The sequence below is a fragment of the Pyxidicoccus xibeiensis genome, assembly GCF_024198175.1.
GTDB lineage: Bacteria > Myxococcota > Myxococcia > Myxococcales > Myxococcaceae > Myxococcus > Myxococcus xibeiensis.
The window spans coordinates 533,862-558,358 of record NZ_JAJVKV010000002.1 but is presented as its reverse complement, the minus strand read 5'-3'; the positions used below and the strand labels follow the sequence as shown (position 1 = coordinate 558,358).

Here is a 24,497-nt window from a genome sequence, read left to right as displayed (position 1 = left end):
GGGCGCCGTCATCGGGGCTGCTCCGTCGCGCCGAGCCGCTCGCGCACCACGCGCGCCAGGGCCCCGTTGGTGGCGATGCAGTTGCCGCCGAAGGACGTGTGCCTGCCCGTCCAGTCGGTGAACACGCCGCCGGCCTCCTCGATGATGGGCTGCAGCGCCGCCGCGTCCCAGGGCGACAGCACCTCGTCCACCATCACCTCCGCCCGCCCCGTGGCCACCAGCAGGTAGCCGTAGCAGTCACCCCAGGTGCGGTCCATGGCCGCCTCCTTCGCGAGCCCGCGCCAGGCCTCGCCCCGCTCCGGGTGCAGCAGGAAGCGCTCATCCGTGGACAGCACCACCGCCCGGGACAGCTCCGCCTGGGTGGACACGCGCGTGGGCTTGTCGTTCCAGAAGCAGCCCTGCCCCGGGGCCGCCACCAGCAGCTCGCCCACGGCGGGGAAGTACGCCGCGCCCGCGAGGATGCGCTCGCCCTTGGCCAGCGCCACCAGCGTGCCCCACAGCGGCACGCCCCGGATGAACGTCTTCGTCCCGTCGATGGGGTCCAGAATCCAACGGCGCTCGGCGCCCGGCCGCGTCTCGCCGAACTCCTCGCCGAGGATGCCGTCCTCCGGGAAGCGGGCCTCCAGCCAGTCGCGCGCCGCCTGCTCGGCCGAGCGGTCCGCCACCGTCACCGGCGTGCCGTCCGACTTGGTGTCCACCGCGATGCCGCCGCGGAAGAAGCCCAGCGCCACGTCCCCGGACAGCCGGGCCACCTCCGCCGCCGCCTGCATCAGTGCCTGCCTGTCGTTCATGTCCCGCTCCGGATGTGGAGGCCGCCCTCGCGCAGCAGCGACTTGATGGCGCCCACCGTGGTGACGCCGTCGTGGAGGATGCCCGCCACCAGCGCCGCGTCCGCCCCGCCGCCCGTCAGGGCATCCCGCACGTGCGCCGCGCTGCCCGCCCCTCCCGAGGCAATGACGGGCACGTCCACCGCGTCCGCCACGGCCCGCGTCAACTCCAGGTCATAGCCGGAGCGCGCCCCGTCACGGTCGATGCTGGTGAGGAGCACCTCCCCTGCCCCGCGCGCCACGCAGTCCCTGGCCCAGGCCACCGCGTCCAGGTCCGTGGGCTTGCGCCCGCCGTGGGTATAGACGCGCCACCGGTCGCCCTCCCGCTTCGCGTCGATGCTGGCCACCACGCACTGCGCGCCGAAGCGCTCCGCGCAGGCCGTCAGGAGCGCGGGGTTGGCCACCGCCGCCGAGTTGATGCTCACCTTGTCCGCGCCCGCCCGCAGCGCCCGGCCCACGTCGTCCACCGTGCGCACGCCGCCGCCCACGGTGAGCGGAATGAACAGTCGTTCCGCGGTGCGCTGCACCAGGTCCCACAGGGTGCCGCGCTCCTCGGCGCTGGCGGAGATGTCCAGGAACGTCACCTCGTCCGCGCCCTCCTGCTCGTAGCGCCGGGCCAACTCCACCGGGTCGCCCACGTCGCGCAGGCCCTCGAACTGCACGCCCTTCACCACGCGCCCGCCCTTCACGTCCAGGCAGACGATGAGTCGCCGGGTGAGCATCACTTCACCTCCAGGGCGACAGAGCCCTTCATGCTGAACACCGTGCCCGAGTCCACCATGGCGTCCCGCAGCGCGAGGCCCAGCGCCTTGAAGGCGGCCTCCGTCGCGTGGTGGCTGTCCTTGCCGCGCAGCACCCGCAGGTGCAGCGTCACCTTCGCGTGCTCGCTGAACGAGCGCATCCAGTGCTCGTAGAGCCGGTTCTTCAGCGGGCCCTGGTAGTAGAAGCGCCCGCCCGCATCCAGGCACGCCTGCACCAGCGCGTCGTCCATGGGGATGGTCCGCTCCGCGAAGCGCGCCGCCGTGGCGGGAATCACCCGCTGCACCGCCGTGCCCAGCGTAATCGCCACGTCCTCCATCAGGTGGTGCGTGAGGTCTCCCCGCGCGTGCAGCTTCATGTCCAACCCTGCGTAGCGCGCGAAGGTGGCCAGCATGTGGTCGAAGAACTTCAGGCCCGTGTCCACCTGCGTGACGCCCTTGCCGAGGGCCAGCTCGACGTGGATCTTCGTCTCTTTCGTCTCTCGAGTGACGGTGGTCATCCCGCGAACTCCCGCGCGACCGCGCGCGCATCCAGCCTGCCCGTGTAAAGCGCCATGCCAATGACCGCCCCGTACGCGCCCGCCTCGGCCAGCGCGCGAAGGTCCTCCAGCGTCGTCACCCCGCCCGAGGCGTAGAGCCGGTGGCGGCTGGTGCGCGCCACCTCCTGCATCAGCGGCAGGTCCACGCCCGACAGCTGTCCCTCCTTGTGCACCGCCGTCACCAGCAGCCCCGCCAGCGGCAGGGGCTCCAGCGCCGCGAGCACGTCGCGGATGTCCCGCGCGCTGCCCGCCGTCCACCCGCGCGTCACCACCTCGCGCCCCTTCACGTCCGCCGCCACCACCACCCGGCCCGGGAAGCGGCCCGACACCTCCGCCAGCCACGCCGTGTCTTCAATCGCGCGCGTGCCCACCACCACGGACGAAGCGCCCCCTTCGAGCACCGCCTCCACCCGGTCCGAGTCGCGCACGCCACCGCCCACCGTGAAGGTGAGCCCCCGCTCCAGCGAGGTCAGCCGGAAGATGGCGTCCGCGTTGGAGCCCTTGCCCAGCGCGGCGTCCAGGTCCACCACATGGAACGTCCGGAAGCCGTGGCTCCTCCACTGCTTCAGCGCGTCCAGCGGGTCGTTCACCCGCACCTTCTCCGCGTCGTAGGAGCCGCCCACCAGTTGCACGCACGCGCCCTCGCGGAGGTCGATGGCCGGAATGGCAATCACGGCGCCACCTCCTTCAGGAAGGCCCGGACGAAGCGCACGCCCGCCTCGGACGACTTCTCCGGGTGGAACTGCACGCCCACCACCTTCCCCCGCCGCACCGCGGCCGGGAAGCGGTCGCTCTCGTGCGTCGTCCAGCCCGTGACGACGGAAGCATCGGTCGCGCGGCAGACGAAGCTGTGCGCGTAGTACACGGAGTCCAGCTTCGCGCCCGTCAGCGTGCGGTCCTCCTCCACGCTGTTCCAGCCAATCTGCGGCACCCGGCGCGCCGTCAGCCGCGTCACCTGGCCGGAGAAGAAGCCCAGCCCCCGGCCTCCGCCCTCGTCGCTGCCGTCGAAGAGCAGCTGCATGCCCAGGCAGATGCCCAGGCACGGCAGGCCGCGCTCCAGCGCCTCGCGCATGGCCTGGCGCCCCGGCTCCAGCCGCGCCGCCGACGCGCCGAAGGCTCCCACGCCGGGCAGCACCAGCACGTCCGTGTCCAGCGCGCGCACCGGGTCCTCCTGCACGCGCACCTCCACGCCGTCCGCCGTCGCCAGCGCCTTGGCCAGCGAGTGCAGGTTGCCGGCGCCGTAGTCGAACAGGGTGACTCTCATCGCAGTGACTCCCGCAGCGCCACCAGCGCCGCTTCCAAGAGGGGCCAGGGTCCACTGCCAATCCGGAGGGCGTCCCCCACCCCGGTCAACCCCTGGAAGGCCCGCACATTCACGTCCCGCTCCCGCATCCGCTCCGCCACCTTCGGCGCGCCCGGCAGGGGCACCATCAGGAAGTTGGCTTCCGAGGGGAGCGCCTTCAGCCCCAGCGCCTCCAGCTCGCCGCGCAGCCGCTCGCGGTTCGCCACCGCCTCCGCCGCGCGGGCCTTCACCCAGCCTGTGTCCTCGGTGAGCACCGCGGAGGCCATGGCCTCCGCCAGCGCGGTGAGCATGTACGGGCCCCGGGCCTTCTCCACCTCGGCCACCAGCGCCGGGGCGCCCACCGCCCAGCCCACCCGCATGCCCGCCATGCCGAAGGCCTTGGAGAAGGTGCGCGTCACCAGCACGTTGGGCCGCGTGCGCGCCAGGTCCAGGAAGCCCGGCCCGGACGCGAAGTCCGCATAGGCCTCGTCGAGGATGACGATGCCGGGGGCCTTCTCCACGATTCGCTCCACCGCCGCGCGCGACAGCGCCGTGCCGGTGGGGTTGTTGGGAGCGCACAGGTAGAGGACCTTCGCCCCGGTGGCCAGCAGCGCGTCCGCGTCCACGTCGAAGTCCGCGCGCAGCGGCACCGGCGCGGCCTTCACCCCGTTCATCTTCGAGTACAGCGGCACCATGACGAAGGTGGGGTCCATGAAGCCGAGCACGTCGCCCGGCTCCAGGAAGGCCCGGATGGCGCTGTCGATGATGCCGTCCGAGCCGCACCCCGTCGTCACCGCCTCCGGCGCCACCCCGGCATATGCGGCCACCGCCTTGCGCAGCTCCGGCGAGTAGCCCGCGGGGTAGTGCGTCACCAGCCGCGTGGAGGCCTCGCGCAGCACGCGCCCGGCGGCGGGAGGAATGCCGAAGAGGTTGGTGTTGTCGCTCAGGTCCACCCGGCACGGCTTCTTCGCCGGCTTGTAGAGGGGGATGTCCCGATACGACGCACGGGTGGGAATCACGGGCGCCTCCAGGCGCGCGCCGCGTCCGCGTGGGCGAACAGGCCCTCGCTGTCCGCGAGCAGGCCCACGTCCTCGGCCAGGCCCGCCGCCGCCTGACGCTCCACCCGCTGGTAGGTCGTCCACCGGTAGAAGTCGAGCAGGTTGAGCCCCGAGTACGCCCGCGCCAGGCCCGCCGTGGGCAGCACGTGGTTGGAGCCCGTCATGTAGTCGCCGTACGCCACCGAGGAGCGCTCCCCCAGGAACACGGTGCCCGCGTTGCGCACGCGCTCCAGGTCCGCCTGCGGCGACGCGGTGGCCAGCAGCAGGTGCTCCGGCGCGAAGTCCGACACGAAGGGCCAGGCCTCCTCCAGCGACTGCACGCTCAGCACCGCGCCCCGCGAGCCCAGCGCCGAGGTGACGATTTCCCAGCGCTTCGCCCCCTCCGCCAGTCGCTCCACCGCGGCGGCGATCGTGTCCGCCAGCGCCTCGCCCAGCGCCAGCGTCACGCACGCGGCCTCCGGGTCGTGCTCGGCCTGGGCCAGCATCTCCCGCGCCACCGCCTCCGGGTTGGCCGTGCCGTCGGCAATCACCAGGATTTCGCTCGGCCCGGCGGGCGCTTCGATGGCCACCGAGCCCACCACCTGGAGCTTCGCCTCCGCCACGTACGCGTTGCCCGGCCCGACGATGCGGTCCACCCGGGGCACGCTCTCCGTCCCGTACGCCATGGCCGCCACCGCGCCCGCGCCGCCCAGCGCGAAGACGCGGTCCGCTCCGGCCAGCGCCGCCGCCGCCATCACGCTCGCGTGGGGCAGGCCGTCCGGCCCCGGCGGCGAGCAGACGATGACCTGGCCCACGCCCGCCACCTTCGCGGGCACCACGCCCATCAGCACGCTGCTGGGGTACACCGCCCGGCCGCCCGGCGCGTACACCCCCACGCAGCCCAGCGGGTCCGGCCGCCGCCCCACCAGCACGCCCGGCTCCGTCTCGACCTCCACCGCGCGCGGCTTCTGCGCGGCATGGGCCCGGGCGATGTTGCGCGCCGCACGGGCCAGGGCCTCGCGCAGGCCGGGCTCCAGCGCGGCCAGTGCGGCCTGGCACCGGGCCATGGGCACCTCCAGCGCCGTCAGCTCCACGCGGTCGAACTGGCGCGCCATCTCGAAGAGCGCCCGGTCGCCGTCGCTGCGCACGCGGGCGATGAGCTCGCTCACGCGCAGGGCCACTCGCGCATCGGAGCCGCCCACCCGGTCCAGCAGCCGGCGGAGGTCCTCCGGAGCCAGCTCCGACAGCGGGCCGCGGTACCTGAGGATGGAAGAAGTCAGGGTGTCCATCACGCCATCAGCCTTTCGATACGGGTGACCAGGATGCCCTCGCACCCCAGGGCCTTCAGCGCGTTGATGGTGCGGTAGATGGTCTTCGCGGGCACCACCGCGTGCACCGCCACGAAGTTGCCGCCGTCCAGCACGTCCACCACCGTGGGGCCGTTGAGGCCCGGCAGCACCTCGCGCACCTGCTGCAGCGCCTTCTTCGGCACGTTGGCCATGAGGTAACGCTTGCCGCGCGCCGCCAGCACCGAGCCCAGCGCCAGCTTCAGCTCGTCCAGCTTCCGCTGCGCCTCCGGGACGTTGCCCTTGCAGGCCACCAGTCGCGCGCTGGACTCCAGCACCGTGGCCACCTCGCGCAGGCCGTTCATCTTCAGCGTGGAGCCGGTGGACGTCAGGTCCACCACGATGTCCGCGATGCCCAGGTGGGGCGCAATCTCCGCCGCGCCCGACACCGGTACCACGGTGACCCGCTGCCCACGCTGCGCGAAGAACTTCTGCGTCAGCCGGGGGAAGCAGGAGGCCACGCGGCTGCCGTCCTTCACGTCGTCCGCGCTGGTGAGGCCACTCTCCTCGCGGGCGGCCACCACCAGCCGGCACCTGCCGAACTCCAGGTCCATCAGCGGCTCCAGCTCGCGCCCGGCCTCGTTGACCAGGTCCCAGCCGGTGACGCCCGCGTGCGCCGCGCCGTCCGCGACGAACTCGGGGATGTCCTGCGCGCGGACGAAGATGGCTTCGAACTCGCCGCCCAGCGACGCGGTGAGGGCTCGCTCGCCTCGGGCGCGGACCTCCAGGCCCGCATCGTTGAACAGCTCGCGCACCTCTTCGGAGAGGCGACCTTTGTTGGGCAGGGCGATCTTCAGCAGCATGGGTGGGCCTTTGGGGGCTGCGAGGGGGCTGCGGGGGAACGGTGGGGGTGCGCGGAAACGAAAAAAGGCCCGTCCTGGGGGGACGGGCCTTCGGTCGCTGCGGCTCTTGCCGGGTGGGGTGTGCTCTAGCGGCTCATCACCCAGGCATGCGCATGTCGATCGAACCCGTCCGGGCCGAGCGGATGATGCACATGGTGGTGATGGACGAACGCGGAAAGCACGGCTCCATCAGTAACGAGAAAGCCCCCCGCCGTCAATCGCGCCGCGCGTCAGGGCTCTCGTGACGCTTGCAAACCCGAGGGTGAGCGAGCAGGAAACGGGCCCTATGCGACACTCGGACGTCATCATCGTGGGTGGGGGCATCATGGGCTGCGGCATCGCCCTCCGGCTGCGGCAGGCGGGCGCCCGGGTGACGGTGCTCGAGCGCTCGATTCCCGGCGCCGAGGCCTCCAGCGCCGCCGCCGGCATCCTCGCCCCGCAGATGGAGTCCGACGGGCCGGGCCCCTTCCTGGAGCTGTGCCTGCGCAGCCGGGCGCTCTACCCCGCCTTCGCCGCCGAGCTGAAGGAGCTGACCGGCGTGGACGTGGCCTACCGCCCCTGCGGCGTCCTCAAGGTGGCCTTCAGCGAGGCGGACGTGCACCACCTGGACTCCACCGTCATCTGGCAGCGCGGAGAGGGCCTGCGCGCGGAGCTGCTGGATGGCGCGGGCGCCCGGGCGATGGAGCCCCGGCTGTCCCCGAAGGCGCTCGCCGCCGCGTGGTTCCCCGACGACCACCAGGTGGACAACCGGCTCCTGGTGCGCGCGCTCACCATGGCCGCCGCCCGCGTGGGCGCGGAGTTCCGGAGCGGCTACGTGCGCGGCGTGGTGCACGAGCAGGGCCGCGCGGTGGGCGTGGACCTGGACGGAGAGGTGCTGCGCGCGGACGCCGTCGTCCTCGCCGCGGGCTCCTGGTCCGCGCTGGTGCAGGGCGCTGGCGTCGAGGCGAAGGCCGTGCGCCCCGCGCGCGGGCAGATGGTGCAGTTCCAGACGCGGCTGCCCCTGCTGGAGCGCATCCTCACCTCGGAGAAGGGCTACCTCGTGCCGCGCGCGGACGGGCGCATCATCGCCGGCAGCACCATGGAGCTGGTGGGCTTCGACAAGCAGGTGACGGCGGCGGGGCTGGCCCGCATCCTCGAGATGACCCTGGAGCTGTGCCCGGAGCTGGCCTCCGCGCCCGTGGTGGAGACGTGGGCGGGCTTCCGGCCCTGGACCGAGGACCACCGCCCCTATCTCGGCGAGGGCCCGGTGCCCGGCCTCTTCCTGGCCACCGGCCACTTCCGCAACGGCATCCTCCTGGCCCCCATCACCGCGAAGCTGGTGACCCAGGCGGTGCTCGGACAGAAGCCCACCATGGACCTGGCCGCCTTCCGGTATGACCGGCCCTCCGCACGGGCCCACGGCTGACCCCTCGGACGTGCCGGCTCCCTCGCACGCCGGGTGCACAGCGCACCCGGGTGGGGCCCGCCCGTCCTGTCGTACCCCAGCCGGGCGAGCAGCCCCTCCGGGACGGTCTCCCTCGGAAGGAACGTTCATTCCGCGCCTGGTCCCCCTCCCCGCCGCCCGGGGATGGCCACCCCCCATGTCCGCTGGACGATCAACCGGCAAACGCAGGAAGGTGGTAATTTCTCTCACTCGTTCGCCATTGAAACCCGGAAACCTCTAGAATCGGCCGCCGTGGAAGCCATCCCCCCTGCCCCACCCAGAATCCTCATCGTCGATGATGACGACTCCGTCCGCGACGTCATCTCCGTCCTCCTTCGGGAGGAGGGCTACAACTGTGTCGTCGCGAGTGGTGCCGAGATGGCGCTCGACGTCGCCGGCGAGGAGGACACCCCGCTCGTCATCAGCGACATGAAGATGCCGGGCAAAGACGGCCTGTGGCTCCTGGAGAACCTGCGCGAGCGGCTCCCGGACACCTCGGTCATCATGCTCACCGGCTACGGCGACACCGAGTCCGCCGTGGACTGCCTGCGGCGCGGCGCGGTGGACTACCTCCTCAAGCCACCGAAGCTGACGGACCTCATCCGCGCGATAGAGCGCGCGCTGGCCAAGCGCCGCATCGAGATGGCCCGCAAGCGCTACCAGAAGAAGCTGGAGCGCAAGGTCCGCGACCGCACGGCGGAGCTGCGCGCCGCGCTGCGCGACATCGCCAACACCTACCAGAACACCCTGCTGGCGCTGGTGGCCGCCCTGGACGCGCGCGAGCACGAGACCAGCGACCACTCGCAGCGCGTGGTCAGCTACACCACGGCCATTGCCCAGCGCATGGGCATCCAGAGCAAGGAACTGGAGGAGATTGGCCGCGGCGCGCTCCTGCACGACATCGGCAAGATTGGCGTGCCGGACGCGGTGCTGCTCAAGCCGGGCAAGCTCACTCCGGACGAGTGGATGGAGATGCGGAAGCATCCGGAGATTGGCTTCCAGATGATCCAGAACATCCCCTTCCTGGACACGCCCGCCTCCATCGTCCTGTCGCACCAGGAGCGGTGGGACGGCGCCGGCTACCCGCGCAACCTGCAGCGGCACGAAATCCACATCGGCGCGCGCATCTTCGCCGTGGCGGACACGCTGGACGCGATGACGAGCGACCGCCCGTACCGCAAGGGCACCTCGTTCGCCAACGCCATCCAGGAGATCCGCCGCTGCGCCAACACGCAGTTCGACCCCGAGGTCGTCCGCGCGTTCCTGGACATCGGCGAGGAAGGCCTCATCCGCATCAAGGAGGAGATGAAGCTGAAGAAGCTGCAGCTTCCCCAGGCGGAAGCCGAGGCCTCCGAGGCCGAGGCCGAGCTGGCCCGCCTCACCGACCTGGACGACGACGCCGACGCCCCCGCTCCCAGCCGGAGCACCTCCGCGCCCGAGCCCACCGAGGTCAAGGTCGCGGTGATCCGTTCGGCAACGGGCAGCGAGGGCTGAAGCGCGCGAGACAGTGATGATTGGCCGGGACGTGGCTGTTATGAGGACGGGACTTCCGTGATGACCGCCGCCACTTCCCAGCCCCCGACGAGTCCGCTCGCCCCGCCCCTGCTCGATGCCCAGGGGCGGCGGATGACGTACCTGCGGCTGAGCATCACGGACCGCTGCAACTTCCGCTGCACCTACTGCTCGCCGGCGTCCTGGGGCGGCAAGAAGGACCTGCTCGACGCGGCGGAGCTGGAGCGCATCACCTCCGTCTTCGCGAGCATGGGCATCCGCCGCGTGCGCCTCACCGGCGGCGAGCCGCTGATCCGCCCCGACATCCTCGAAGTCTCCCGGCGCATCGCCGCGCTGCCCGGCATCCAGCACCTGGCCATCACCTCCAACGCGAGCCACCTGGCGGCCCTGGCCGTCCCGCTGCGCGAGGCCGGCGTCACCCAGCTCAACCTCAGCCTGGACACGCTCTCCCCGGAGACGTTCCGGCGCATCTCCAAGCAGGGGGACTTCGCCGCCGTGCTGCGCGGCATCGACGCGGCGGCCGCGGCGGGCTTCTCCTCGCTCAAGCTCAACGCCGTGGTGGTGCGCGATGTGAACGACGCGGAGGTGCCGGCGCTAGTGGAGTACGCCCACGCGCGCGGCATCACCCCGCGCTTCATCGAGCTGATGCCCTTCGGCCAGGGCACCCCGGTGCCCACCGCGGAGCTCGTCTCGCGGCTGCGGGCCGCGGGCCTGCCGCTGGAGCCCGAGCCCGAGGACACGGCGGACGCCGCCACCTCCGTCACCTCCGGCCCCGCGCGCTACTGGCGCGCCCCCGGCGGCCGCGTGGGCTTCATCTCCCCGCTCACCCAGAACTTCTGCGGAGGCTGCAACCGCGTGCGCGTGGCCTCCAACGGCGACCTGCGCAGCTGCCTCGGTGGACGCGCGCAGGCCCCGCTGCACCAGCTCATCCGCGGCGGCGCCACCGACACGGAGCTGGCCGTGGCCATCCGCCGCGCGCTGGGCGACAAGCCCGAGGGCCACCGCTTCACCGAGCCCGGCAACGGCGCCACCCTGCTGACCATGATGGGCATCGGCGGCTGAGGAAGCGCTCCGTCCCCTGGAAACACGAAGGGCGGGCCCGCGCACTCGCGCGAAGACCCGCCCCGTGAGGTCCGGGCCCTCTCGCGAGGGCCAGGGCCGCGTGGTCTACTTGATGAGCCGGATGTTGACCGGGTACTTGTAGAGCTGGCCCTCGTTCGCCTTCAGGCCGGCGATGATGGAGAAGACCAGCGCCGCCACGAAGACGATGGGCAGCAGGATGGCGCCAATGCCGATGCAGAGGGTGATGGCGCTGACGAACCCGGCGATGAAGACGGTGATCTGGAAGTTCAGCGACTCCACCGAGTGAGCGCGGACGAAGGACGACTCCTTGCCCTTCGTCAGCATCAGCACCAGCGGCACGGCGAAGCCCAGCCCCACCATGTTGGCCAGGATGGTGCCCATATGCGCCAGCAGCGCCATCGTCTTCTCATCCTGGGTCGGCATCGGTGAGCCACTGATGAACGAGCCCATCTGCTCCCGCGGCGGAGTCTCCATTGAACGTCCCCTCCAGATTTTTCAGGCACGAACATCGCGCCGTTGCCTACCTACCATGACACGCACCCGCGACGATTGTCACGTCTGCGACAGGTGATCTGACGGGTCGTCCCCTGCCGTACCGGCCCGGGTCCTGGCGCTTCAGCGATACAACTGGCCTCCGGCTTTTCTGAATTCCTCGCTCTTCTCCTCCAGGCCCGTCTTCAGCGCCGCCTCCTCGGAGACGCCCACCTTGTCCGCGTAGTCGCGCACGTCCTGGGTGATCTTCATGGAGCAGAACTGGGGGCCGCACATGGAGCAGAAGTGGGCCACCTTCGCTCCCTCGGCGGGCAGCGTCTCGTCGTGGAAGGCGCGGGCGCGCTCCGGGTCCAGGGAGAGGTTGAACTGGTCCTCCCAGCGGAACTCGAAGCGGGCCTTGGACAGGGCGTTGTCGCGCGCCTGCGCGCCTGGATGCCCCTTGGCCAGGTCAGCGGCGTGGGCGGCAATCTTGTAGGTGATGACGCCTTCCTTCACGTCGTCCCGGTTGGGCAGGCCCAGGTGCTCCTTGGGCGTCACGTAGCAGAGCATCGCCGTGCCGAACCAGCCGATCATCGCCGCGCCGATGCCGCTGGTGAAGTGGTCGTACCCGGGCGCGATGTCCGTGGTGAGGGGCCCCAGCGTGTAGAAGGGCGCCTCGCCGCACACCGCGAGCTGCTTCGTCATGTTCTCCTGGATGAGGTGCATGGGCACGTGGCCCGGGCCCTCAATCATCGTCTGCACGTCGTGCTTCCAGGCAATCTTGGTCAGCTCGCCCAGCGTCTCCAGCTCGCCGAACTGCGCCGCGTCGTTGGCGTCCGCGATGGAGCCCGGCCGCAGCCCGTCCCCCAGGCTGAAGCTGACGTCGTACGCCTTCATGATCTCGCAGATCTCCTCGAAGTGCGTGTAGAGGAAGTTCTCGCGGTGGTGGGTGAGGCACCACTTGGCCATGATGGAGCCGCCGCGGCTGACGATGCCGGTGAGGCGCTTCGCGGTGTACGGCACGTAGCGCAGCAGCACGCCGGCGTGGATGGTGAAGTAGTCCACGCCCTGCTCGGCCTGCTCGATGAGCGTGTCGCGGTACAGTTCCCACGTGAGGTCCTCGGCCTTGCCGCCCACCTTCTCCAGCGCCTGGTAGATGGGCACCGTGCCGATGGGCACCGGCGCGTTGCGGAGGATCCACTCGCGCGTCTCGTGGATGTTGCGACCGGTGGACAGGTCCATCACCGTGTCCGCGCCCCAGCGGATGGACCACACCATCTTCTCCACCTCTTCTTCGATGGAGGACGTGACCGCCGAGTTGCCGATGTTGGCGTTGATCTTCACCAGGAAGTTGCGGCCGATGATCATCGGCTCCAGCTCCGGGTGGTTGATGTTGGCGGGGATGATGGCGCGGCCCCGGGCAATCTCGTCGCGCACGAACTCGGGCGTAATCACCTTGGGGATGGACGCGCCCCAGGAGTGGCCCGGGTGCTGCGCCGCGAGCGAGGCCTCGGCCTTGAGGTTCTCCCGCAGCGCGACGTACTCCATCTCCGGGGTGATGATGCCGCGGCGGGCGTAGTGCAGCTGGGAGACGTTGCCGCCCCGCTTCGCCACGCGGGGCTGGCGGCGGTGCGTGAAGCGCAGGCCCGCCAGCCGGGGGTCCGCCTCGCGGGCGCGGCCATACTCGGAGGTGATGCCGGGCAGCGCCTCGGTGTCACCCCGGCCGAGAATCCACGCCTCGCGCAGCGCGGGCAGGCCCTGGCGCAGGTCGATGTCCGCCGACGGGTCCGTGTACGGGCCGCTGGAGTCGTAGACGTGGACCGGCGGGTTGGGCGTCACCTTCGCGTCCGGCCCCGGGCCATGGCGCGTGGGCGTCTGGCTGATCTCCCGCACGGGCACGCGGAGGTCCGGGTGCAGCACGCCATTCACGTACACCTTGCGCGAGGCCGGCAGCGGGCCCCGGCTGATTCCCTCCAGCACCTTCCCATCGACCTTGAGGCTCCTGGACGCTCCGCTCATCTCGCAACTCCTCTTCGGGCGGATGGCGAGCGCACGGGGATGGATGGAGCCCCGGGCCGCTTCCCTCCGCCGGAATGACCCGGTTCAGGTTCCAAGGGTTGGCCGTTCACCACGGCCGTCTCAGCCCCATCCAGGGGCACCCCTAGCGACTGGGTGAGCACTTAGCGCACAGCAGGCCGGCCTTCAACCCGTCCCCAGGGCCGGGGAGGCGCAAAGGCTGCGAGGGCACCGGGTGCGGCGCAAGGGTTGCGCCCCGGAGTGCCCGTTTTCACATCTTTCAGAGGGAGCGCGGGCGTGGCCCCGGACCTGCAATGGGGTTGCAGCGTCGAGGGGACGCCACGAACGAGGAGATTCGCACATGCAGATTGTCGGAGAGCTGATGAGCCGTGAGCTGGTCACCCTCAAGGAGACGCAGAACCTGTCGAAGGCGGAGGAGCTGCTGCGGCTGCACCGCATCCGGCACCTGCCCGTGCTGCGGCAGGGCAAGCTGGTGGGGCTCGTCACCCACCGCGACCTGCTGAGGGCCTCGGCGATGCACGCCACCGACCCCGCCTCGCAGCCGCTGTGGGCCGCGGACATCATGACGCGCGACGTGGAGACCGTGGGCCCGGAGACGCCGCTGAAGGAGGCCGTGGGGCTGATGCTCAAGCACAAGTACGGGTGCCTGCCCGTGGTGGACCCGAGCGGCGTGCTGCTGGGCATCCTCACGGAGGCGGACCTGGTGCGGTATGCCCACCACCTCATCGGCGAGCTGGACCGCCGGGAGATGGCAGCCGAATACAGCGCCTGAGCCGCCCGCGCGTGGCACGTCGCGCGAGTCCCTGTTCCCCCCTTTTCCGAGCGCACCTCCCAGGGAGGTGCCGGCTGTACGCACGAGGCCCCGATGCTCGCTCCTGGAGACGTGCCCGCCGCCTCGCCGCTCCAGCCGGAGCCCGTGAGCGCCAGCACCGGGGCCGGGCCGCGCCGCCACTGGCTGCGCCCCCTGCTGGCGGTGGCCGGCGTCGCCGCCGTGGCGCTGGTGGCGGCCTTCTGGGCGGAGGGCCCGGTGGCCTCGCGCGCGGTGCTGATTGGCGGGGTGTGCCTGGTGCTGTGGCTCACGGAGGTGGTGCCGCCGTTCGTCCCCAGCCTGCTGCTGCTGGGCGCCACGCCGGTGCTGCTGGGGCCGCTGGACGCGGACTACCGCCTGCCCGCCGTGCTGGCGTGGGGCGCGGACCCGGTGCTGGTCCTCTTCCTGGGCGGCTTCACGCTGGAGGTCGCCGCCATGCGCCACGGCCTGGACGCCTCGGTGGCCGGGCACGTCGTGCGGCTGTCACGGGGACGGCCCCGGCTGCTGCTCCTCCTGGTGATGGGCGGCGTGGCCTTCCTCTCCATGTGGATGTCCAACGTGGCCGCCGCCGCGATGATGCTGGCCGCGCTGCGCCCCATCCTCCAGGCCGCGCCCGCCGGCGCGGCGCTGCGCCCCGCGTTGCTCCTGGGCGTGGCCCTGGGCGCCAACTTCGGCGGCATGGCCACCCCGGTGGGCAGCGGGCCCAATGCCCTCGCCGTGTCCGCCGCCAGCGCCTACTCGCGCGTCACCTTCGCGGAGTGGATGGCCCTGGCCCTCCCCCTCACCGCGCTCATGCTGGCGCTGGGCTTCGGGCTGGTGCTGCTGCGCTTCCGCCTGGGCGGCCGGGTGGAGCTGCCCGCCCAGGCGCCCCGGCCGCTCAGCCGCTCCGGGCGGGCCGTGCTGGGAGTCAGCGCGGCGTGCGTGGTGGCGTGGCTGTCGGAGCCGCTGCACGGTGTGCCCGCGCCGGTGGTGGCGCTGGGGGCCACCGTGCTGCTCTTCGGCGGCGGCCTGCTCGAGCGCGAGGACCTGGGGAAGCTGGACTGGTCCACGCTGCTGCTCATCGCTGGCGGCATCTCCCTGGGCCGGCTGATGGAGCACTCGGGGCTGGTGGCGGGGGCGCTGGCGGGAGCGGACCTGGGCGGCTGGCCGGTGGCGGCGCAGCTGGCCGGGCTGGTGGTGGTGGCGGCGGTGCTGTCCGCGCTGATGAGCAACACCGGCACCGCGGCGCTCCTCATCCCCCTGGCCCTGCAGCTGCAGCCCGCGGCCTCCACTTCCATCCTGGTCGCCATGGGGTGCTCGTTCGGCATCCCCTTCGTCATCAGCACCCCGCCCAACGCCATGGCCGCGGGCGAGGGGCTCGACTCCTCCGAGCTGCTCCGGGTGGGAATCCCCCTCATGCTGGCCGGCTGCCTGCTGGTCAGCCTCACCGGAGCCACCGTGCTCCACCTCTTCGGGCTGCCATGAGCTACCCTCCGAGGACAATCCTGTACCCAGGTACCACCTACACGTTCCAGAAGATGCACTCGCGAGGCACGGGGGTTGAAAGGTCAGTCCCCGCACCGGCATGGCTGGAGGTCGACCATGACAACCGTGACCATCACTGAGTACGAAACGCGCCTGTACTGGCAGGGCGAGCGTGGCGCCGTCCTGACGAGCGACCAGGCGCCCCCGCTCCCCATCGGCCGGCCGCTGGCCGAGCCCGGCACGGCGGACGACGGCCGGTGGGCCCCTGAGACCTTGCTGGTGGGCGCGGTGGAAGGACGCACGCTGGTGGCCTTCATGGACCGGGCGCGCGAGGCGGACGTGCCGGTGCTGTTCTACCAGAGCTCCGCCATGGCCCGCGTGGTAGGCACCAGGGGCCAGGCGCCGCACTTGACCGACCTCATCGTCCGCCCGCACGTGGCAGTCTCCACCGAGGCGGACGCGGAGGCGGTGCGCCTCATCTTCGCCGAGCTGCCCGCCCACTGCTTCCCCAGCTCCATCATCCAGCTCACCCCACGCATCGAGCCCGTGGTCGAGACCTGGCACGTCCATCCTGGCGCCGAGGGCCGGGACGACACGCGCCTGGCCCTCCCCGCGACCTGACCGAAAGCACACCCCGAATGTCTCCACAGCGCATCCTGGTCGTCGACGATGAGGACAACGCCCGCCGGGCCATCGCCACCATCCTGACCGAGGAGGGCTACGAGGTCGCCGAGGCCTCCAATGGCAGCGACGCCCTGGCGCGCCTCGCGGAGTTCTCTCCCGCGGTGGTGCTCACCGACGTGCGGATGCCGAAGATGGACGGGCTCACGTTCCTGAAGACGGCGCGGGAGCAGGGCAGCGATGCCACGTTCGTGATGATGACGGCGTTCGCCAGCGTGGAGACCGCGGTGGACGCCATGAAGGCCGGCGCGGACAACTTCCTGCTCAAGCCGCTGGACGCGGAGCAGGTGCTCGTCATCCTGGGCAAGGCGCTGGAGAAGCGCAGCCTGCGGCAGGAGGCGGAGGCGCTGCGGGACCAGGTCCGCTCGCGGGTGCGGCGCTTCCACGACATCATCGGCGAGTCTCCGCAGCTCCAGGGCATCTACGACGTCGTGCGACGCGCGGCGGGCACGCGCGCGACGGTGCTCATCCTGGGCGAGTCCGGCACGGGCAAGGAGCTGATTGCGCAGGCGCTGCACCAGGAGTCGCCCCGCAAGGACAAGGCCTTCATCCGCGTGCACTGCGCGGCGCTGTCGGAGAGCCTGCTGGAGAGCGAGCTGTTCGGGCACGAGAAGGGCTCGTTCACCGGCGCGGTGGCGCGCAAGGAGGGCCGCTTCGAGCTGGCCGACGGCGGCACGCTCTTCCTGGACGAGATTGGAGAGATTTCCCCGGCGGTGCAGGTGAAGCTGCTGCGCGTGCTCCAGTCGCGCGAGTTCGAGCGGGTGGGTGGGACGCAGACGCTGAAAGTGGACGCGCGCATCGTCGCGGCCACGCACAGAGATCTGGTGGCGGAGGTGAAGGCGGGCCGCTTCCGCGAGGACCTCTACTACCGGCTCAACGTGGTGAGCGTGACGCTGCCGCCGCTGCGCGAGCGCAAGAGCGACATCCCCGCGCTGGTGAACCACTTCGTGGAGAAGTACGGCGAGGCCTACGGCAAGCAGGTGCGCGGGCTGGCCCCGGGCACGCTGCAGGCGCTGCTGTCCCACGACTGGCCGGGCAACATCCGCGAGCTGGAGAACGCCATCGAGCGCGCGGTGGTGCTGGTCCAGGGGCAGGAGCTGACAGCGGACGACCTGCCGCCGGTGCTGCGCGGGCCCCGGCCCAATGACGCGTCCACCCACGCGCTCATCCCCGGCGCCACGCTGGCCGCCATCGAGCGCGAGGCCATCCTCCGCACGCTGGAGATGGTGCGGGGCTCCACGTCGCGCGCGGCCGAGGTGCTCGGCATCAGCGTGCGGAAGATTCAATACCGCCTCAAGGAGTACGGCATGAAGGCCGGCGACGCGCCCCTGCGGGCCGTGCAGGACGACGACGAGGACGACCTGGCCGCGGAGTCGTAGGGCCACCGCCGGGACTGCTAGAGTCCCGGCCCATGCATCCGAACGCGCGGCGGTCCCGTGGAAGCGTGCTGCGAGTCCTGCTGTGGCTCGCGAGCGGAGCCCTCCTCTTCACCGTCATCGCGCTCGTCGCCATCGACGTGTGGCTGCGTGGGAAGTACGAGCCCACGCTGGACGCCATGCGCCAGGACCTCACCGCGCACGTGGACCGCTTCTGCGAGGAGCAGGCGACGCTCGCCACGGACCCGTGGTTCCACGAGCCGCGCACCCCGGGCGACGCGGGCCCGCTCCTCAACCGGTGGACGGGCTGGGACCCCTCCCCCGCCATGCCCGCGGATTCGCCCCTCCAGCTCCCCGCTGCGTTGTTGGAGAAGAAGTCCCTGGAGGAGTGGCTCGCCTCGGACGTGGACCTGTCCGGGCTGGACTTCGGCTGGATGCGCGAGCTCCAGCGCCATGACCGCTGGGACCTCCTCCGGAACACCCCCGTGCCTCCGGCGGACCCGTACAACCTGATGACGGCCTCCGTGCCGAACTTCCTCCCCCTCCAGCAGTGGTCGAAGCTCCGGCTCGTCCACGGCCTGCGGACCGGCCAGCCGCTGGAGGCCGCCCGGGACGTGCGCCACCTCGCGTGGCTCTCCTACCGGACGGACACCGTCCTGGGCGCGATGATTGCCACCGCCCTCCTCGGGCTCGAGGGCACGGCCCACTCGCTGATGAAGGAGCCTCCGCGGGAGTGGAGGCCCCAGAGCGCCGAGCAGAACGCGCGCATGCGCGCCGTCCTGTGGGCCAGCATGAGCTTCTCCAGCGTCGTCGCCCCCGTGGAGGTGGGCCGGAAGGCACGGACGTGCGGGTCGGCCATCAGCCGCTGCATCGGTCTGGTGGAGGCCGGCAACATGGCCCGCTACGTCCGGCCCCTGGCCGCAACCTCCTACCGCGAGGCCTATGCCGCCCTGGACGAGGCCGTCGCCGCGGCATCCTGCTCCAACACCCTCCTGCCAACGGTGTGGTCGCGCGGCGTCACCATCGACGACCGGCCCCCTTCCGGTGGCCCGATGCCCGAGCAGCCCGAGTGGATGCGCAAGCTCCCGCGCCGGTACATCGGCAGGCACATCGCCGGCATCCTCCTCGCCATCGCCCACCAGAACATCGACCTGCTCAAGCAGCTCCCCGACACACCGGCCACCGCCGGAACCGTCCCCTGACGCGGGCCCGACAACCCTCTCGTGCCGCTGCTCGCCGAGCTGTGGGTCCACCACGCGGGCCGGCGCAGCACGTTCCTCTGGTCCGCCGCGCCCTTCAACGTGCGCGAGAGCAATGACTCCTGGCGCTTCACTGTCCCCGACGCCCACCACAACGACTCGCGCATCCGCCGCCTCCCCGATGCCGAGCGCGCGCTCGCCGCGCAGCGCCTGGCCGAGTGGATGAACGCCCCCGTGAGGCACCTGCCCTCGCAGGGCGCGCTCACCGTGTTCTCGGCGTCGGACGACGGCCCCGTGAACGAGCCCACCGACGGCCGCCGGCGGCGGTAGGCGTCCGGACCCCGCCGGGGACTGAACCTGCGTCCCGGTGGCGCGAGAATCGCAAGGGGTCCGGGGGACAACATCTACGACGCATGTCGTTGACACTTACGACATACGTCGTAATACTTTTACTCATGACCCCTGTTCCGCCGCCGCAGCCCACGCGCGCCGAGCTGGCCATCCTGCGCGTCCTCTGGAAGCTGGGACCGTGCACGGTGCGTCAGGTGCACGAGTCCCTCCGTGACACGCAGGACAAGGACACCGGCTACACCACGGTCCTCAAGCTCCTGCAGAACATGACGGAGAAGGGCATCGTCCAGCGCGACGAGAGCGAGCGCACCCACGTCTACGAGGCCGCCATCAGTGAGAAGCGCACCCAGCGTGACCTGCTTCGCGACCTGATGGACCGGGCCTTCGGCGGGTCGGCCACCAGCGTCGTGGCCCAGGCCCTCTCCATGAAGCGGGCGTCCGCCGAGGAGCTGGCGGAGATCCGCAAGCTGCTGGACGAGCACGAGAAGCGGGGGAAGTGACTGATGGAATCACTGCACATGCTCGCGCGGCATCCGGTGTTCCTCGCTCTCGAGCACGCCCTGCTCGGGTTCCTCTGGCAGGGCGCGGCCGTGGCCCTCGTCGTCGCCGGCCTGCTCGCGCTGATGCCCGAGCGCGCCGCCCGTGCCCGCTACGCCATCTCCTGCCTCGGCCTGCTCGCCATGGCGGTCCTGCCGGCGGTCTCCTTCTTCTCCGCGCTCGCGGACGCCGCCCGCTTCGTCTTCTCCGAGGGCCTCTCCGCCCCCGTCGACCCCAGCGTCCCCGCGGACGTCTCCATCACGGTGCTGACGGCCTCCGAGCCGCTGGGCGACTCGCCCTGGCTGGAGTCGCTCCGCCCGTGGCTGCTGCCGGCCTGGTGCTGCGGTGTGCTCGTCCTCTCCTGCCGCACCCTGCTGGCCTGGAGCATGACGCAGCGCATGTCCCGCCGTGACACCTTCGAGCCCGCGCTGGCCTGGAAGGACGCGCTCGTCAAGGCGCTGGTCCGCATGCGGATGACCGGCCCGGTGCGCCTGCGCGCGTGCGCCAGCATCGACGTGCCCATGGTCATCGGCCTGTGGCGCCCCCTCATCCTCGTGCCCGCGGGCGCCCTCACCGGCCTCAACCCCGCCCAGCTCGAGGCCATCCTCGCCCATGAGCTGGCCCACATCCGCCGGCACGACTACCTCGTCAACCTCCTGCAGTCCCTCGTCGAGACCTTCCTCTTCTACCACCCGGCCGTCTGGTGGCTGTCCCACCGCATCCGCGAGGAGCGCGAGCACTGCGCCGATGACCTCGCCGTGCAGTGCTGCGGTGACGCCTACCTCTATGCCCGCGCCCTTGCCCATATCGAGCAGCTGCGCGTCAGCCCCTCGCCCCACCCCGCCCTGGGTGCCAGCGGCGGCTCGCTGCTGACCCGCGTGCGTCGCCTGCTCGTCGCGCCAGAGGCGGGCATCCCGCGCCGTCCGTGGCGCATGGCCAGTGGCATCAGCGGCGTGCTGCTCGCCGCAGTGCTGGGCAGCTCGCAGCTTCCCGAGACGGCGCGCGCCGAGGAGCCGGCCCCGAGCCCCGAGCCGGAGCTCGAAGCGCCCGCCGCCCCGGACACGCGGGCCCCGCGGCACACCGCCCAGCTGCCGCGCCCGTTCGTCGCGCCCGCCCCGCTTCCGGCCGCCCTCAGCCAGGCGCCTGGCCGCGCCGCGCGCCCGGCCGTGCGGACGGCCCCGAAGGAAGCCCGCGCACCCGCCGTGAAGGCCCGCGCTCCCGGCCCCATGCCGCTGCTCATCCCCGACACGCAGGCCATCGCCCGCACGGAGCTGCCCCGCGTCCCATACTCGCTGGACGCCGAGCCCGCCGAGTCCGCCGTTGCCAGCGCCGAGCCCATGATGGAGGAGGAGGCTCCGACCATCGCCGTGGCGGCGCCCGTCCTCATCAGCGCCGCCCAGCGCACCCGGGTGATGGAGCTCGGCCCGGACGTCACCCCGCCCCGCTTCATCTCCGGGGAGCGCTTCCACTATCCGAACCTCACCTACGGCCTCCGGGCCCAGATTGCCTCGTTCCCCCGGGGCGCGGTGGTCACCCGCTGCACCATCACCACCGAGGGCACCGTCACCGACTGCAAGCCCCTCCAGGGGCTGAGCGGGTTGGAGGACGCGGTCATCCGCACGCTCTCCACGTGGCGCTATGAGCCCGCCATGCTCGACGGCAAGCCGGTGGCCGTGCACTACGTGTTCGACATCCTGTTCACCAACACCCCCGGTGGCGGCCGAGCCGAGCCCCCGGAGAGGAAGCTCGCCGCCCTCGACGTCAACCAGTACCGGGGCGCCGCGGGCAACCACTCCTGCATGATCTGCACGAGCTACAAGCCCTTCGGCCCCGTCCGCTTCCGGTCGGGCGGCAACTTCTGACGGGCGGGCGGTAGCCGCCTACCGCGCCGCGGGCAGGTGGAGGATGAAGCGGGCGCCCCCACCGGGCGCCGTGCCCACCTCCAGCGTGCCCCCGTGCTGGGTGACGATGGCGTGCACAATCGGCAGCCCCAGCCCGGAGCCCTGGGCCTTCGTGGTGAAGAAGGGCTCGAAGAGGCGGTCTCGAATCTCCAGCGGCACGCCCGGCCCGGAGTCATCCACGGTGAGCCACACGCGCGCGCCCTCGTGGCCCGCGGACAGCGTCACCTGCCCTCCCTCGGGACTCGCCTCCAGGCCGTTGAGGCACAGGTTGATGAGCACCTGCCGCAGCCGCTCCTCCTCGCCGGCCACCGGCGGCACCGGCTCCTCCTGCACCGCGCGCAGCGTCACCTTGCGCGTCTCGGCCTGACCGCTGAGCAGGTCCACCACCCGGCGCATCAGCTCGCGTACGTCCACCACGACCGGGCGGAACTCGCGGGGACGGGCGAACTGGAGGAAGTCCTCCAGGATGTGGTCCAGCCGGCGAATCTCGTCGCGCACCAGCAGCAGCGGCTCCAGCAGCGGGCCCTGCTGGCCCTCCGGCAGCTTGCGCAGCCGCCGCTCCAGCACGGACAGCTGCAGCGCCGCCGCGTTCAGCGGGTTGCGAATCTCGTGGGACAGGCCCGCCGTCATCGTCCCCACCGCTGCCAGCTTCTCCGTCACCTGCGCGCGCCGGGCCAGCTCGCGCTTCTCGCCGTGCAGGCGCACCTGGCGCATGGCCTGCTCCAGCGTCAGCAGCAGCTCCTGCGGCGCGCACGGCTTCATGAGGTACGCGCACGCGCCCGCGCGCACCGCCGCCACCGCCGTCTCCAGCGTGGCGAAGCCGGTGAGCAGCACCACCTCCGAGTCGGGCGCGCCCGCCTTCAGCTCCGCCGCCAGCGCGGTGCCGTCCCCGTCCGGCAGGCGCAGATCCACCAGCGCCACGTCGAAGCCTTCCCTCGCGCGCTCGCGGGCGGCCCGGCAGCTGGAGGCCCCCAGCACCGAGTACCCCGCGTCACCCAGCAGCTCCTGGAGGTTGTCCAGGAAGGCGGCGTTGTCATCCACCACCAGGACGCGCGGTGGGGACTTGAGGACGGGCTCGCTCATGGCGAACGAGGGGCGCGCTCGGCGTGCGCCGTCTCCAGCGCCCGCAGCAGCGCGCCGGTGTCGAAGGGTTTGGAGAAGACCCCCGCCGCACCCTCCACCAGGGACTCTTCCGGGTAGGCGGTGATGACGTAGGTGGGCAGGCCCGGGTAGCGCGCGCGCAGCCGCCGCAGCGCTTCCCCATCCGGGCCGCCGGGCACACGCAAATCCACCAGCGCGGCGAAGGGCTCCGCACAGGCGATGAGATCCGTGTCCAGCACGGTGCCGGCCGTCACGCACGAGAAGCCCCGCGAGCGCAGCAGCTCCGTGAGGTTGTCGCTCAGCGCCGGGTCGTCCTCCACCAGCACCACCAGCCCGTCGCGCCGTGCCCCGGAGAGCAGCGACACCAGCATGGGCACCGGCACGGGCTTGGGTAGCACCGCCAGCAGCCCCTCGCGCCGCGCCGTCTCCAAATCGCCCTCGCGGGGGTAGGCGGTGACGACCACCGCGGCCAGCCCCGGGTCCACCCGGCGCAGCTGCTGCACCGCGTCCGCGCCGCTCATCCCGGGCATGCGCATGTCCGTCAGCAGCACGTCGAAGCGCGTGGTGCGTGCCAGGCGCACGGCCTCGTCACCCTGGGTGACGACGGTGGCCTGGTCGCCCTCGTCGCGGAGGATCTCCGCGAGGTTCTCCGCGAACGCGCGGTTGTCATCCAGCAGAAGGTACTGGCGCATGAGCGTCCTCCACGGGAGTGAGGGGAAGCCGGAGCACGAAGCGTGCACCAGCGCCATCGCGAGGGGAATAGGCGATGCTGCCCCCGTGCCGCTCCAGGATGCGCCTGACGAGCGGCAGCCCGAGCCCGATGCCGCGCGCCTTCGTCGTCATCAGCGGCTCGAAGAGGCGGCGGCGGATGCTGTCGCTCACGCCCGGCCCCGAGTCCTCCAGCACCAGCTCCGCCACGCCGGGCTCGGGGGTGCTGGCCGTGAGCGACACCGAGCCGCCCGTCTCCTCCAGCGCCTGCACCGCGTTCTCCAGCAGGTTGACGAACACCTGGCGCAGCTGGCCCGCGTCTCCCCGCACCGCCGGCAGCGAGACCAGGCCCTCCGCGTGGACCGTGACGGACTCCGGCCGCTGTACCGCCTTGAGCGCCTCCTGCCAGACCTCGTCCAGCCAGACGTCCTGCCGCTGCAGGGGCCGGTCGCGAATCATGTCCAGCAGGTCGGTGACGATGCGGTTGGCGATGGAGACCTGGTCGCCGATGCGGTCCAGGTGCTTCGCGGTGCGCTCGTCCACGGCGCCGGGCCGGCCGCGGAGGATGTAGAGCGAGGTCTCAATGACGCCCAGCGGGTTGCGCAGCTCGTGGCCGATGGAGCCCACGAGCTGGCCGAAGGTGGACAGCCGCTCGATGCGCGCCTGCTGGGTCAGCAGGTCCTCGCGGTAGGTGTGGAGCATGATGGCCAGCTCCAGGTCCAGGATCTTCCCCAGCGCGGCGCGGGCCACGCGCAGCGAGTCCGGCTGCCCGAGGTACGCCTCGTCGACGAGGGCGTTGAGCTCCCGCCGCAGGATGTTCATCGCGCCGAACATGTAGTGCTGGGGCAGCGAGATGCGCACGTGCATGCGGCCGATGCGGCAGCGCAGCTCGAAGTACGCCTCGTCCCAGGGGCCGCTCAGCAGCTGGTCCATCCACACCTGGAGGGTGCCCCGCAGGTGGCCGACCTGACTCTCCCCGCCTTCCAGCGCCTGGCGAGCGCCCTCGTGCTCCAGGATGCGGTCGTAGAAGACGCGGGCGATGCGCGGGAAGTGGGACTTCACGATGGGGTGCAGGCCGACGAGCGCGCGCTCGTCTTCCGGGCTGAAGCCCACGTACCGCTTCAATTCCTCGAACAAGGTTTCCGACATGGGTCTGGGGTGGGAGCCTAACCGCGGTCAACGTCCGGGCGCAGGGAGTTCCTTCCGCCCGGTGG

At 71.7% G+C, this 24,497-nt stretch carries 24 protein-coding genes and 1 riboswitch; of the genes, 11 read left to right on the top strand and 13 right to left on the bottom strand.

Translation table 11 applies throughout. The features are described from left to right. Nucleotides 1–8: 8 nt before the first annotated feature. From hisN to hisG, 8 genes are read right to left on the bottom strand one after another with little or no spacing between them, the layout of a single operon-like run. Nucleotides 9–791 carry a histidinol-phosphatase gene (gene hisN / locus LXT23_RS10310; RefSeq protein WP_253979942.1) on the bottom strand — a complete coding sequence of 261 codons (783 nt, stop codon included), beginning with the start codon at nt 789–791 and terminating at the stop codon, nt 9–11. After that, entirely contained in the window at nt 788–1,549 is a 762-nt protein-coding gene (hisF, locus tag LXT23_RS10305; RefSeq protein WP_253979941.1) for an imidazole glycerol phosphate synthase subunit HisF, read from the bottom strand. The genes hisN and hisF overlap by 4 nt, the downstream gene beginning before the upstream one ends. Further along, the gene (locus LXT23_RS10300; protein WP_253979940.1) at nt 1,549–2,085 is read right to left on the bottom strand and encodes an imidazoleglycerol-phosphate dehydratase; all 537 of its coding nucleotides are present in this window, start codon (nt 2,083–2,085) and stop codon (nt 1,549–1,551) included. The genes hisF and LXT23_RS10300 overlap by 1 nt, the downstream gene beginning before the upstream one ends. After that, a complete protein-coding gene (locus LXT23_RS10295; RefSeq protein ID WP_253979939.1) occupies nt 2,082–2,798 on the bottom strand; it encodes a 1-(5-phosphoribosyl)-5-[(5-phosphoribosylamino)methylideneamino]imidazole-4-carboxamide isomerase in 717 nt (238 codons plus the stop codon). Before LXT23_RS10295 ends, LXT23_RS10300 begins: the two co-directional genes overlap by 4 nt. Further along, the gene (gene hisH, locus LXT23_RS10290; RefSeq protein WP_253979938.1) at nt 2,795–3,388 is read right to left on the bottom strand and encodes an imidazole glycerol phosphate synthase subunit HisH; all 594 of its coding nucleotides are present in this window, start codon (nt 3,386–3,388) and stop codon (nt 2,795–2,797) included. The genes LXT23_RS10295 and hisH overlap by 4 nt, the downstream gene beginning before the upstream one ends. Next, complete coding sequence (locus LXT23_RS10285) at nt 3,385–4,425, bottom strand: pyridoxal phosphate-dependent aminotransferase (RefSeq protein ID WP_253979937.1); 1,041 nt, start codon at nt 4,423–4,425, stop codon at nt 3,385–3,387. The genes hisH and LXT23_RS10285 overlap by 4 nt, the downstream gene beginning before the upstream one ends. Then, nucleotides 4,422–5,732, bottom strand: coding sequence for a histidinol dehydrogenase (hisD, locus tag LXT23_RS10280; protein ID WP_253980424.1), 1,311 nt, complete (start codon nt 5,730–5,732; stop codon nt 4,422–4,424). The genes LXT23_RS10285 and hisD overlap by 4 nt, the downstream gene beginning before the upstream one ends. Then, nucleotides 5,732–6,592, bottom strand: coding sequence for an ATP phosphoribosyltransferase (gene hisG, locus LXT23_RS10275; protein WP_253979936.1), 861 nt, complete (start codon nt 6,590–6,592; stop codon nt 5,732–5,734). Before hisG ends, hisD begins: the two co-directional genes overlap by 1 nt. A 325-nt stretch (nt 6,593–6,917) precedes the next feature. On the opposite strand from hisG, the gene thiO reads away from it, so the two are divergent. The 3 genes from thiO (at nt 6,918) to moaA (ending at nt 10,628) form a co-directional block, all read left to right on the top strand. Further along, nucleotides 6,918–8,036, top strand: a complete 1,119-nt coding sequence (gene thiO / locus LXT23_RS10270) for a glycine oxidase ThiO (RefSeq protein ID WP_253979935.1) — start codon at nt 6,918–6,920, stop codon at nt 8,034–8,036. Between the two features lie 270 nt (nt 8,037–8,306). Beyond that, the gene (locus tag LXT23_RS10265; protein ID WP_253979934.1) at nt 8,307–9,548 is read left to right on the top strand and encodes an HD-GYP domain-containing protein; all 1,242 of its coding nucleotides are present in this window, start codon (nt 8,307–8,309) and stop codon (nt 9,546–9,548) included. Between the two features lie 60 nt (nt 9,549–9,608). Next, nucleotides 9,609–10,628, top strand: coding sequence for a GTP 3',8-cyclase MoaA (moaA, locus tag LXT23_RS10260; protein WP_253979933.1), 1,020 nt, complete (start codon nt 9,609–9,611; stop codon nt 10,626–10,628). Nucleotides 10,629–10,733: 105 nt separating this feature from the next. On the opposite strand, the gene LXT23_RS10255 is transcribed toward moaA, so the two are convergent. Both LXT23_RS10255 and thiC read right to left on the bottom strand, forming a co-directional pair. Beyond that, a complete protein-coding gene (locus tag LXT23_RS10255) occupies nt 10,734–11,123 on the bottom strand; it encodes a DUF4870 domain-containing protein (protein WP_253979932.1) in 390 nt (129 codons plus the stop codon). Between the two features lie 141 nt (nt 11,124–11,264). Continuing rightward, complete coding sequence (thiC, locus tag LXT23_RS10250; protein WP_253979931.1) at nt 11,265–13,139, bottom strand: phosphomethylpyrimidine synthase ThiC; 1,875 nt, start codon at nt 13,137–13,139, stop codon at nt 11,265–11,267. A gap of 44 nt (nt 13,140–13,183) precedes the next feature. Beyond that, nucleotides 13,184–13,293: riboswitch (TPP riboswitch) on the bottom strand. Nucleotides 13,294–13,497: 204 nt separating this feature from the next. Between thiC and LXT23_RS10245 the strand changes: the two genes are divergently transcribed. The 8 genes from LXT23_RS10245 to LXT23_RS10210 all read left to right on the top strand — a co-directional run bounded on the left by LXT23_RS10245 (nt 13,498) and on the right by LXT23_RS10210 (nt 21,435). Beyond that, nucleotides 13,498–13,929, top strand: a complete 432-nt coding sequence (locus LXT23_RS10245) for a CBS domain-containing protein (RefSeq protein ID WP_253979930.1) — start codon at nt 13,498–13,500, stop codon at nt 13,927–13,929. 93 nt (nt 13,930–14,022) lie between these two features. Next, nucleotides 14,023–15,429, top strand: coding sequence for an SLC13 family permease (locus tag LXT23_RS10240; RefSeq protein WP_253979929.1), 1,407 nt, complete (start codon nt 14,023–14,025; stop codon nt 15,427–15,429). A 117-nt stretch (nt 15,430–15,546) separates the two neighbouring features. Next, entirely contained in the window at nt 15,547–16,050 is a 504-nt protein-coding gene (locus LXT23_RS10235) for an OsmC family protein (protein WP_253979928.1), read from the top strand. 17 nt (nt 16,051–16,067) lie between these two features. Beyond that, nucleotides 16,068–17,489: a sigma-54-dependent transcriptional regulator gene (locus LXT23_RS10230; protein ID WP_253979927.1), complete on the top strand. Its 1,422-nt coding sequence runs from the start codon at nt 16,068–16,070 to the stop codon at nt 17,487–17,489. 65 nt (nt 17,490–17,554) lie between these two features. Next, on the top strand, nt 17,555–18,688 hold the full coding sequence (locus LXT23_RS10225) for a hypothetical protein (protein WP_253979926.1): 1,134 nt from the start codon (nt 17,555–17,557) through the stop codon (nt 18,686–18,688). A 21-nt stretch (nt 18,689–18,709) separates the two neighbouring features. Next, a complete protein-coding gene (locus LXT23_RS10220; protein WP_253979925.1) occupies nt 18,710–19,015 on the top strand; it encodes a hypothetical protein in 306 nt (101 codons plus the stop codon). A gap of 125 nt (nt 19,016–19,140) precedes the next feature. Further along, nucleotides 19,141–19,536: a BlaI/MecI/CopY family transcriptional regulator gene (locus LXT23_RS10215; RefSeq protein ID WP_253979924.1), complete on the top strand. Its 396-nt coding sequence runs from the start codon at nt 19,141–19,143 to the stop codon at nt 19,534–19,536. A 3-nt stretch (nt 19,537–19,539) separates the two neighbouring features. Next, on the top strand, nt 19,540–21,435 hold the full coding sequence (locus tag LXT23_RS10210) for a M56 family metallopeptidase (protein ID WP_253979923.1): 1,896 nt from the start codon (nt 19,540–19,542) through the stop codon (nt 21,433–21,435). An 18-nt stretch (nt 21,436–21,453) separates the two neighbouring features. Here LXT23_RS10210 and LXT23_RS50095 read toward each other — a convergent pair whose 3' ends face one another. From LXT23_RS50095 to LXT23_RS10190, 3 genes are read right to left on the bottom strand one after another with little or no spacing between them, the layout of a single operon-like run. After that, a complete protein-coding gene (locus LXT23_RS50095) occupies nt 21,454–22,557 on the bottom strand; it encodes an ATP-binding protein (protein WP_267146689.1) in 1,104 nt (367 codons plus the stop codon). Beyond that, nucleotides 22,554–23,267, bottom strand: a complete 714-nt coding sequence (locus LXT23_RS10195; protein WP_253979922.1) for a response regulator — start codon at nt 23,265–23,267, stop codon at nt 22,554–22,556. Before LXT23_RS10195 ends, LXT23_RS50095 begins: the two co-directional genes overlap by 4 nt. Next, nucleotides 23,242–24,432 carry a protoglobin domain-containing protein gene (locus LXT23_RS10190; protein ID WP_253979921.1) on the bottom strand — a complete coding sequence of 397 codons (1,191 nt, stop codon included), beginning with the start codon at nt 24,430–24,432 and terminating at the stop codon, nt 23,242–23,244. Before LXT23_RS10190 ends, LXT23_RS10195 begins: the two co-directional genes overlap by 26 nt. Nucleotides 24,433–24,497: the final 65 nt, after the last annotated feature.

Excerpts from the sequence above, each read along its gene's own strand:
- hisN (WP_253979942.1), bottom strand. The coding sequence starts at position 791 with ATGAACGACAGGCAGGCACTGATGCAGGCGGCGGCGGAGGTGGCCCGG.
- hisF (WP_253979941.1), bottom strand. The coding sequence starts at position 1,549 with ATGCTCACCCGGCGACTCATCGTCTGCCTGGACGTGAAGGGCGGGCGC.
- LXT23_RS10300 (WP_253979940.1), bottom strand. The coding sequence starts at position 2,085 with ATGACCACCGTCACTCGAGAGACGAAAGAGACGAAGATCCACGTCGAG.
- hisH (WP_253979938.1), bottom strand. The coding sequence starts at position 3,388 with ATGAGAGTCACCCTGTTCGACTACGGCGCCGGCAACCTGCACTCGCTG.
- hisD (WP_253980424.1), bottom strand. The coding sequence starts at position 5,732 with ATGGACACCCTGACTTCTTCCATCCTCAGGTACCGCGGCCCGCTGTCG.
- hisG (WP_253979936.1), bottom strand. The coding sequence starts at position 6,592 with ATGCTGCTGAAGATCGCCCTGCCCAACAAAGGTCGCCTCTCCGAAGAG.
- thiO (WP_253979935.1), top strand. The coding sequence starts at position 6,918 with ATGCGACACTCGGACGTCATCATCGTGGGTGGGGGCATCATGGGCTGC.
- moaA (WP_253979933.1), top strand. The coding sequence starts at position 9,609 with ATGACCGCCGCCACTTCCCAGCCCCCGACGAGTCCGCTCGCCCCGCCC.
- LXT23_RS10255 (WP_253979932.1), bottom strand. The coding sequence starts at position 11,123 with ATGGAGACTCCGCCGCGGGAGCAGATGGGCTCGTTCATCAGTGGCTCA.
- thiC (WP_253979931.1), bottom strand. The coding sequence starts at position 13,139 with ATGAGCGGAGCGTCCAGGAGCCTCAAGGTCGATGGGAAGGTGCTGGAG.
- LXT23_RS10245 (WP_253979930.1), top strand. The coding sequence starts at position 13,498 with ATGCAGATTGTCGGAGAGCTGATGAGCCGTGAGCTGGTCACCCTCAAG.
- LXT23_RS10240 (WP_253979929.1), top strand. The coding sequence starts at position 14,023 with ATGCTCGCTCCTGGAGACGTGCCCGCCGCCTCGCCGCTCCAGCCGGAG.
- LXT23_RS10235 (WP_253979928.1), top strand. The coding sequence starts at position 15,547 with ATGACAACCGTGACCATCACTGAGTACGAAACGCGCCTGTACTGGCAG.
- LXT23_RS10230 (WP_253979927.1), top strand. The coding sequence starts at position 16,068 with ATGTCTCCACAGCGCATCCTGGTCGTCGACGATGAGGACAACGCCCGC.
- LXT23_RS10215 (WP_253979924.1), top strand. The coding sequence starts at position 19,141 with ATGACCCCTGTTCCGCCGCCGCAGCCCACGCGCGCCGAGCTGGCCATC.
- LXT23_RS10210 (WP_253979923.1), top strand. The coding sequence starts at position 19,540 with ATGGAATCACTGCACATGCTCGCGCGGCATCCGGTGTTCCTCGCTCTC.
- LXT23_RS50095 (WP_267146689.1), bottom strand. The coding sequence starts at position 22,557 with ATGAGCGAGCCCGTCCTCAAGTCCCCACCGCGCGTCCTGGTGGTGGAT.
- LXT23_RS10195 (WP_253979922.1), bottom strand. The coding sequence starts at position 23,267 with ATGCGCCAGTACCTTCTGCTGGATGACAACCGCGCGTTCGCGGAGAAC.
- LXT23_RS10190 (WP_253979921.1), bottom strand. The coding sequence starts at position 24,432 with ATGTCGGAAACCTTGTTCGAGGAATTGAAGCGGTACGTGGGCTTCAGC.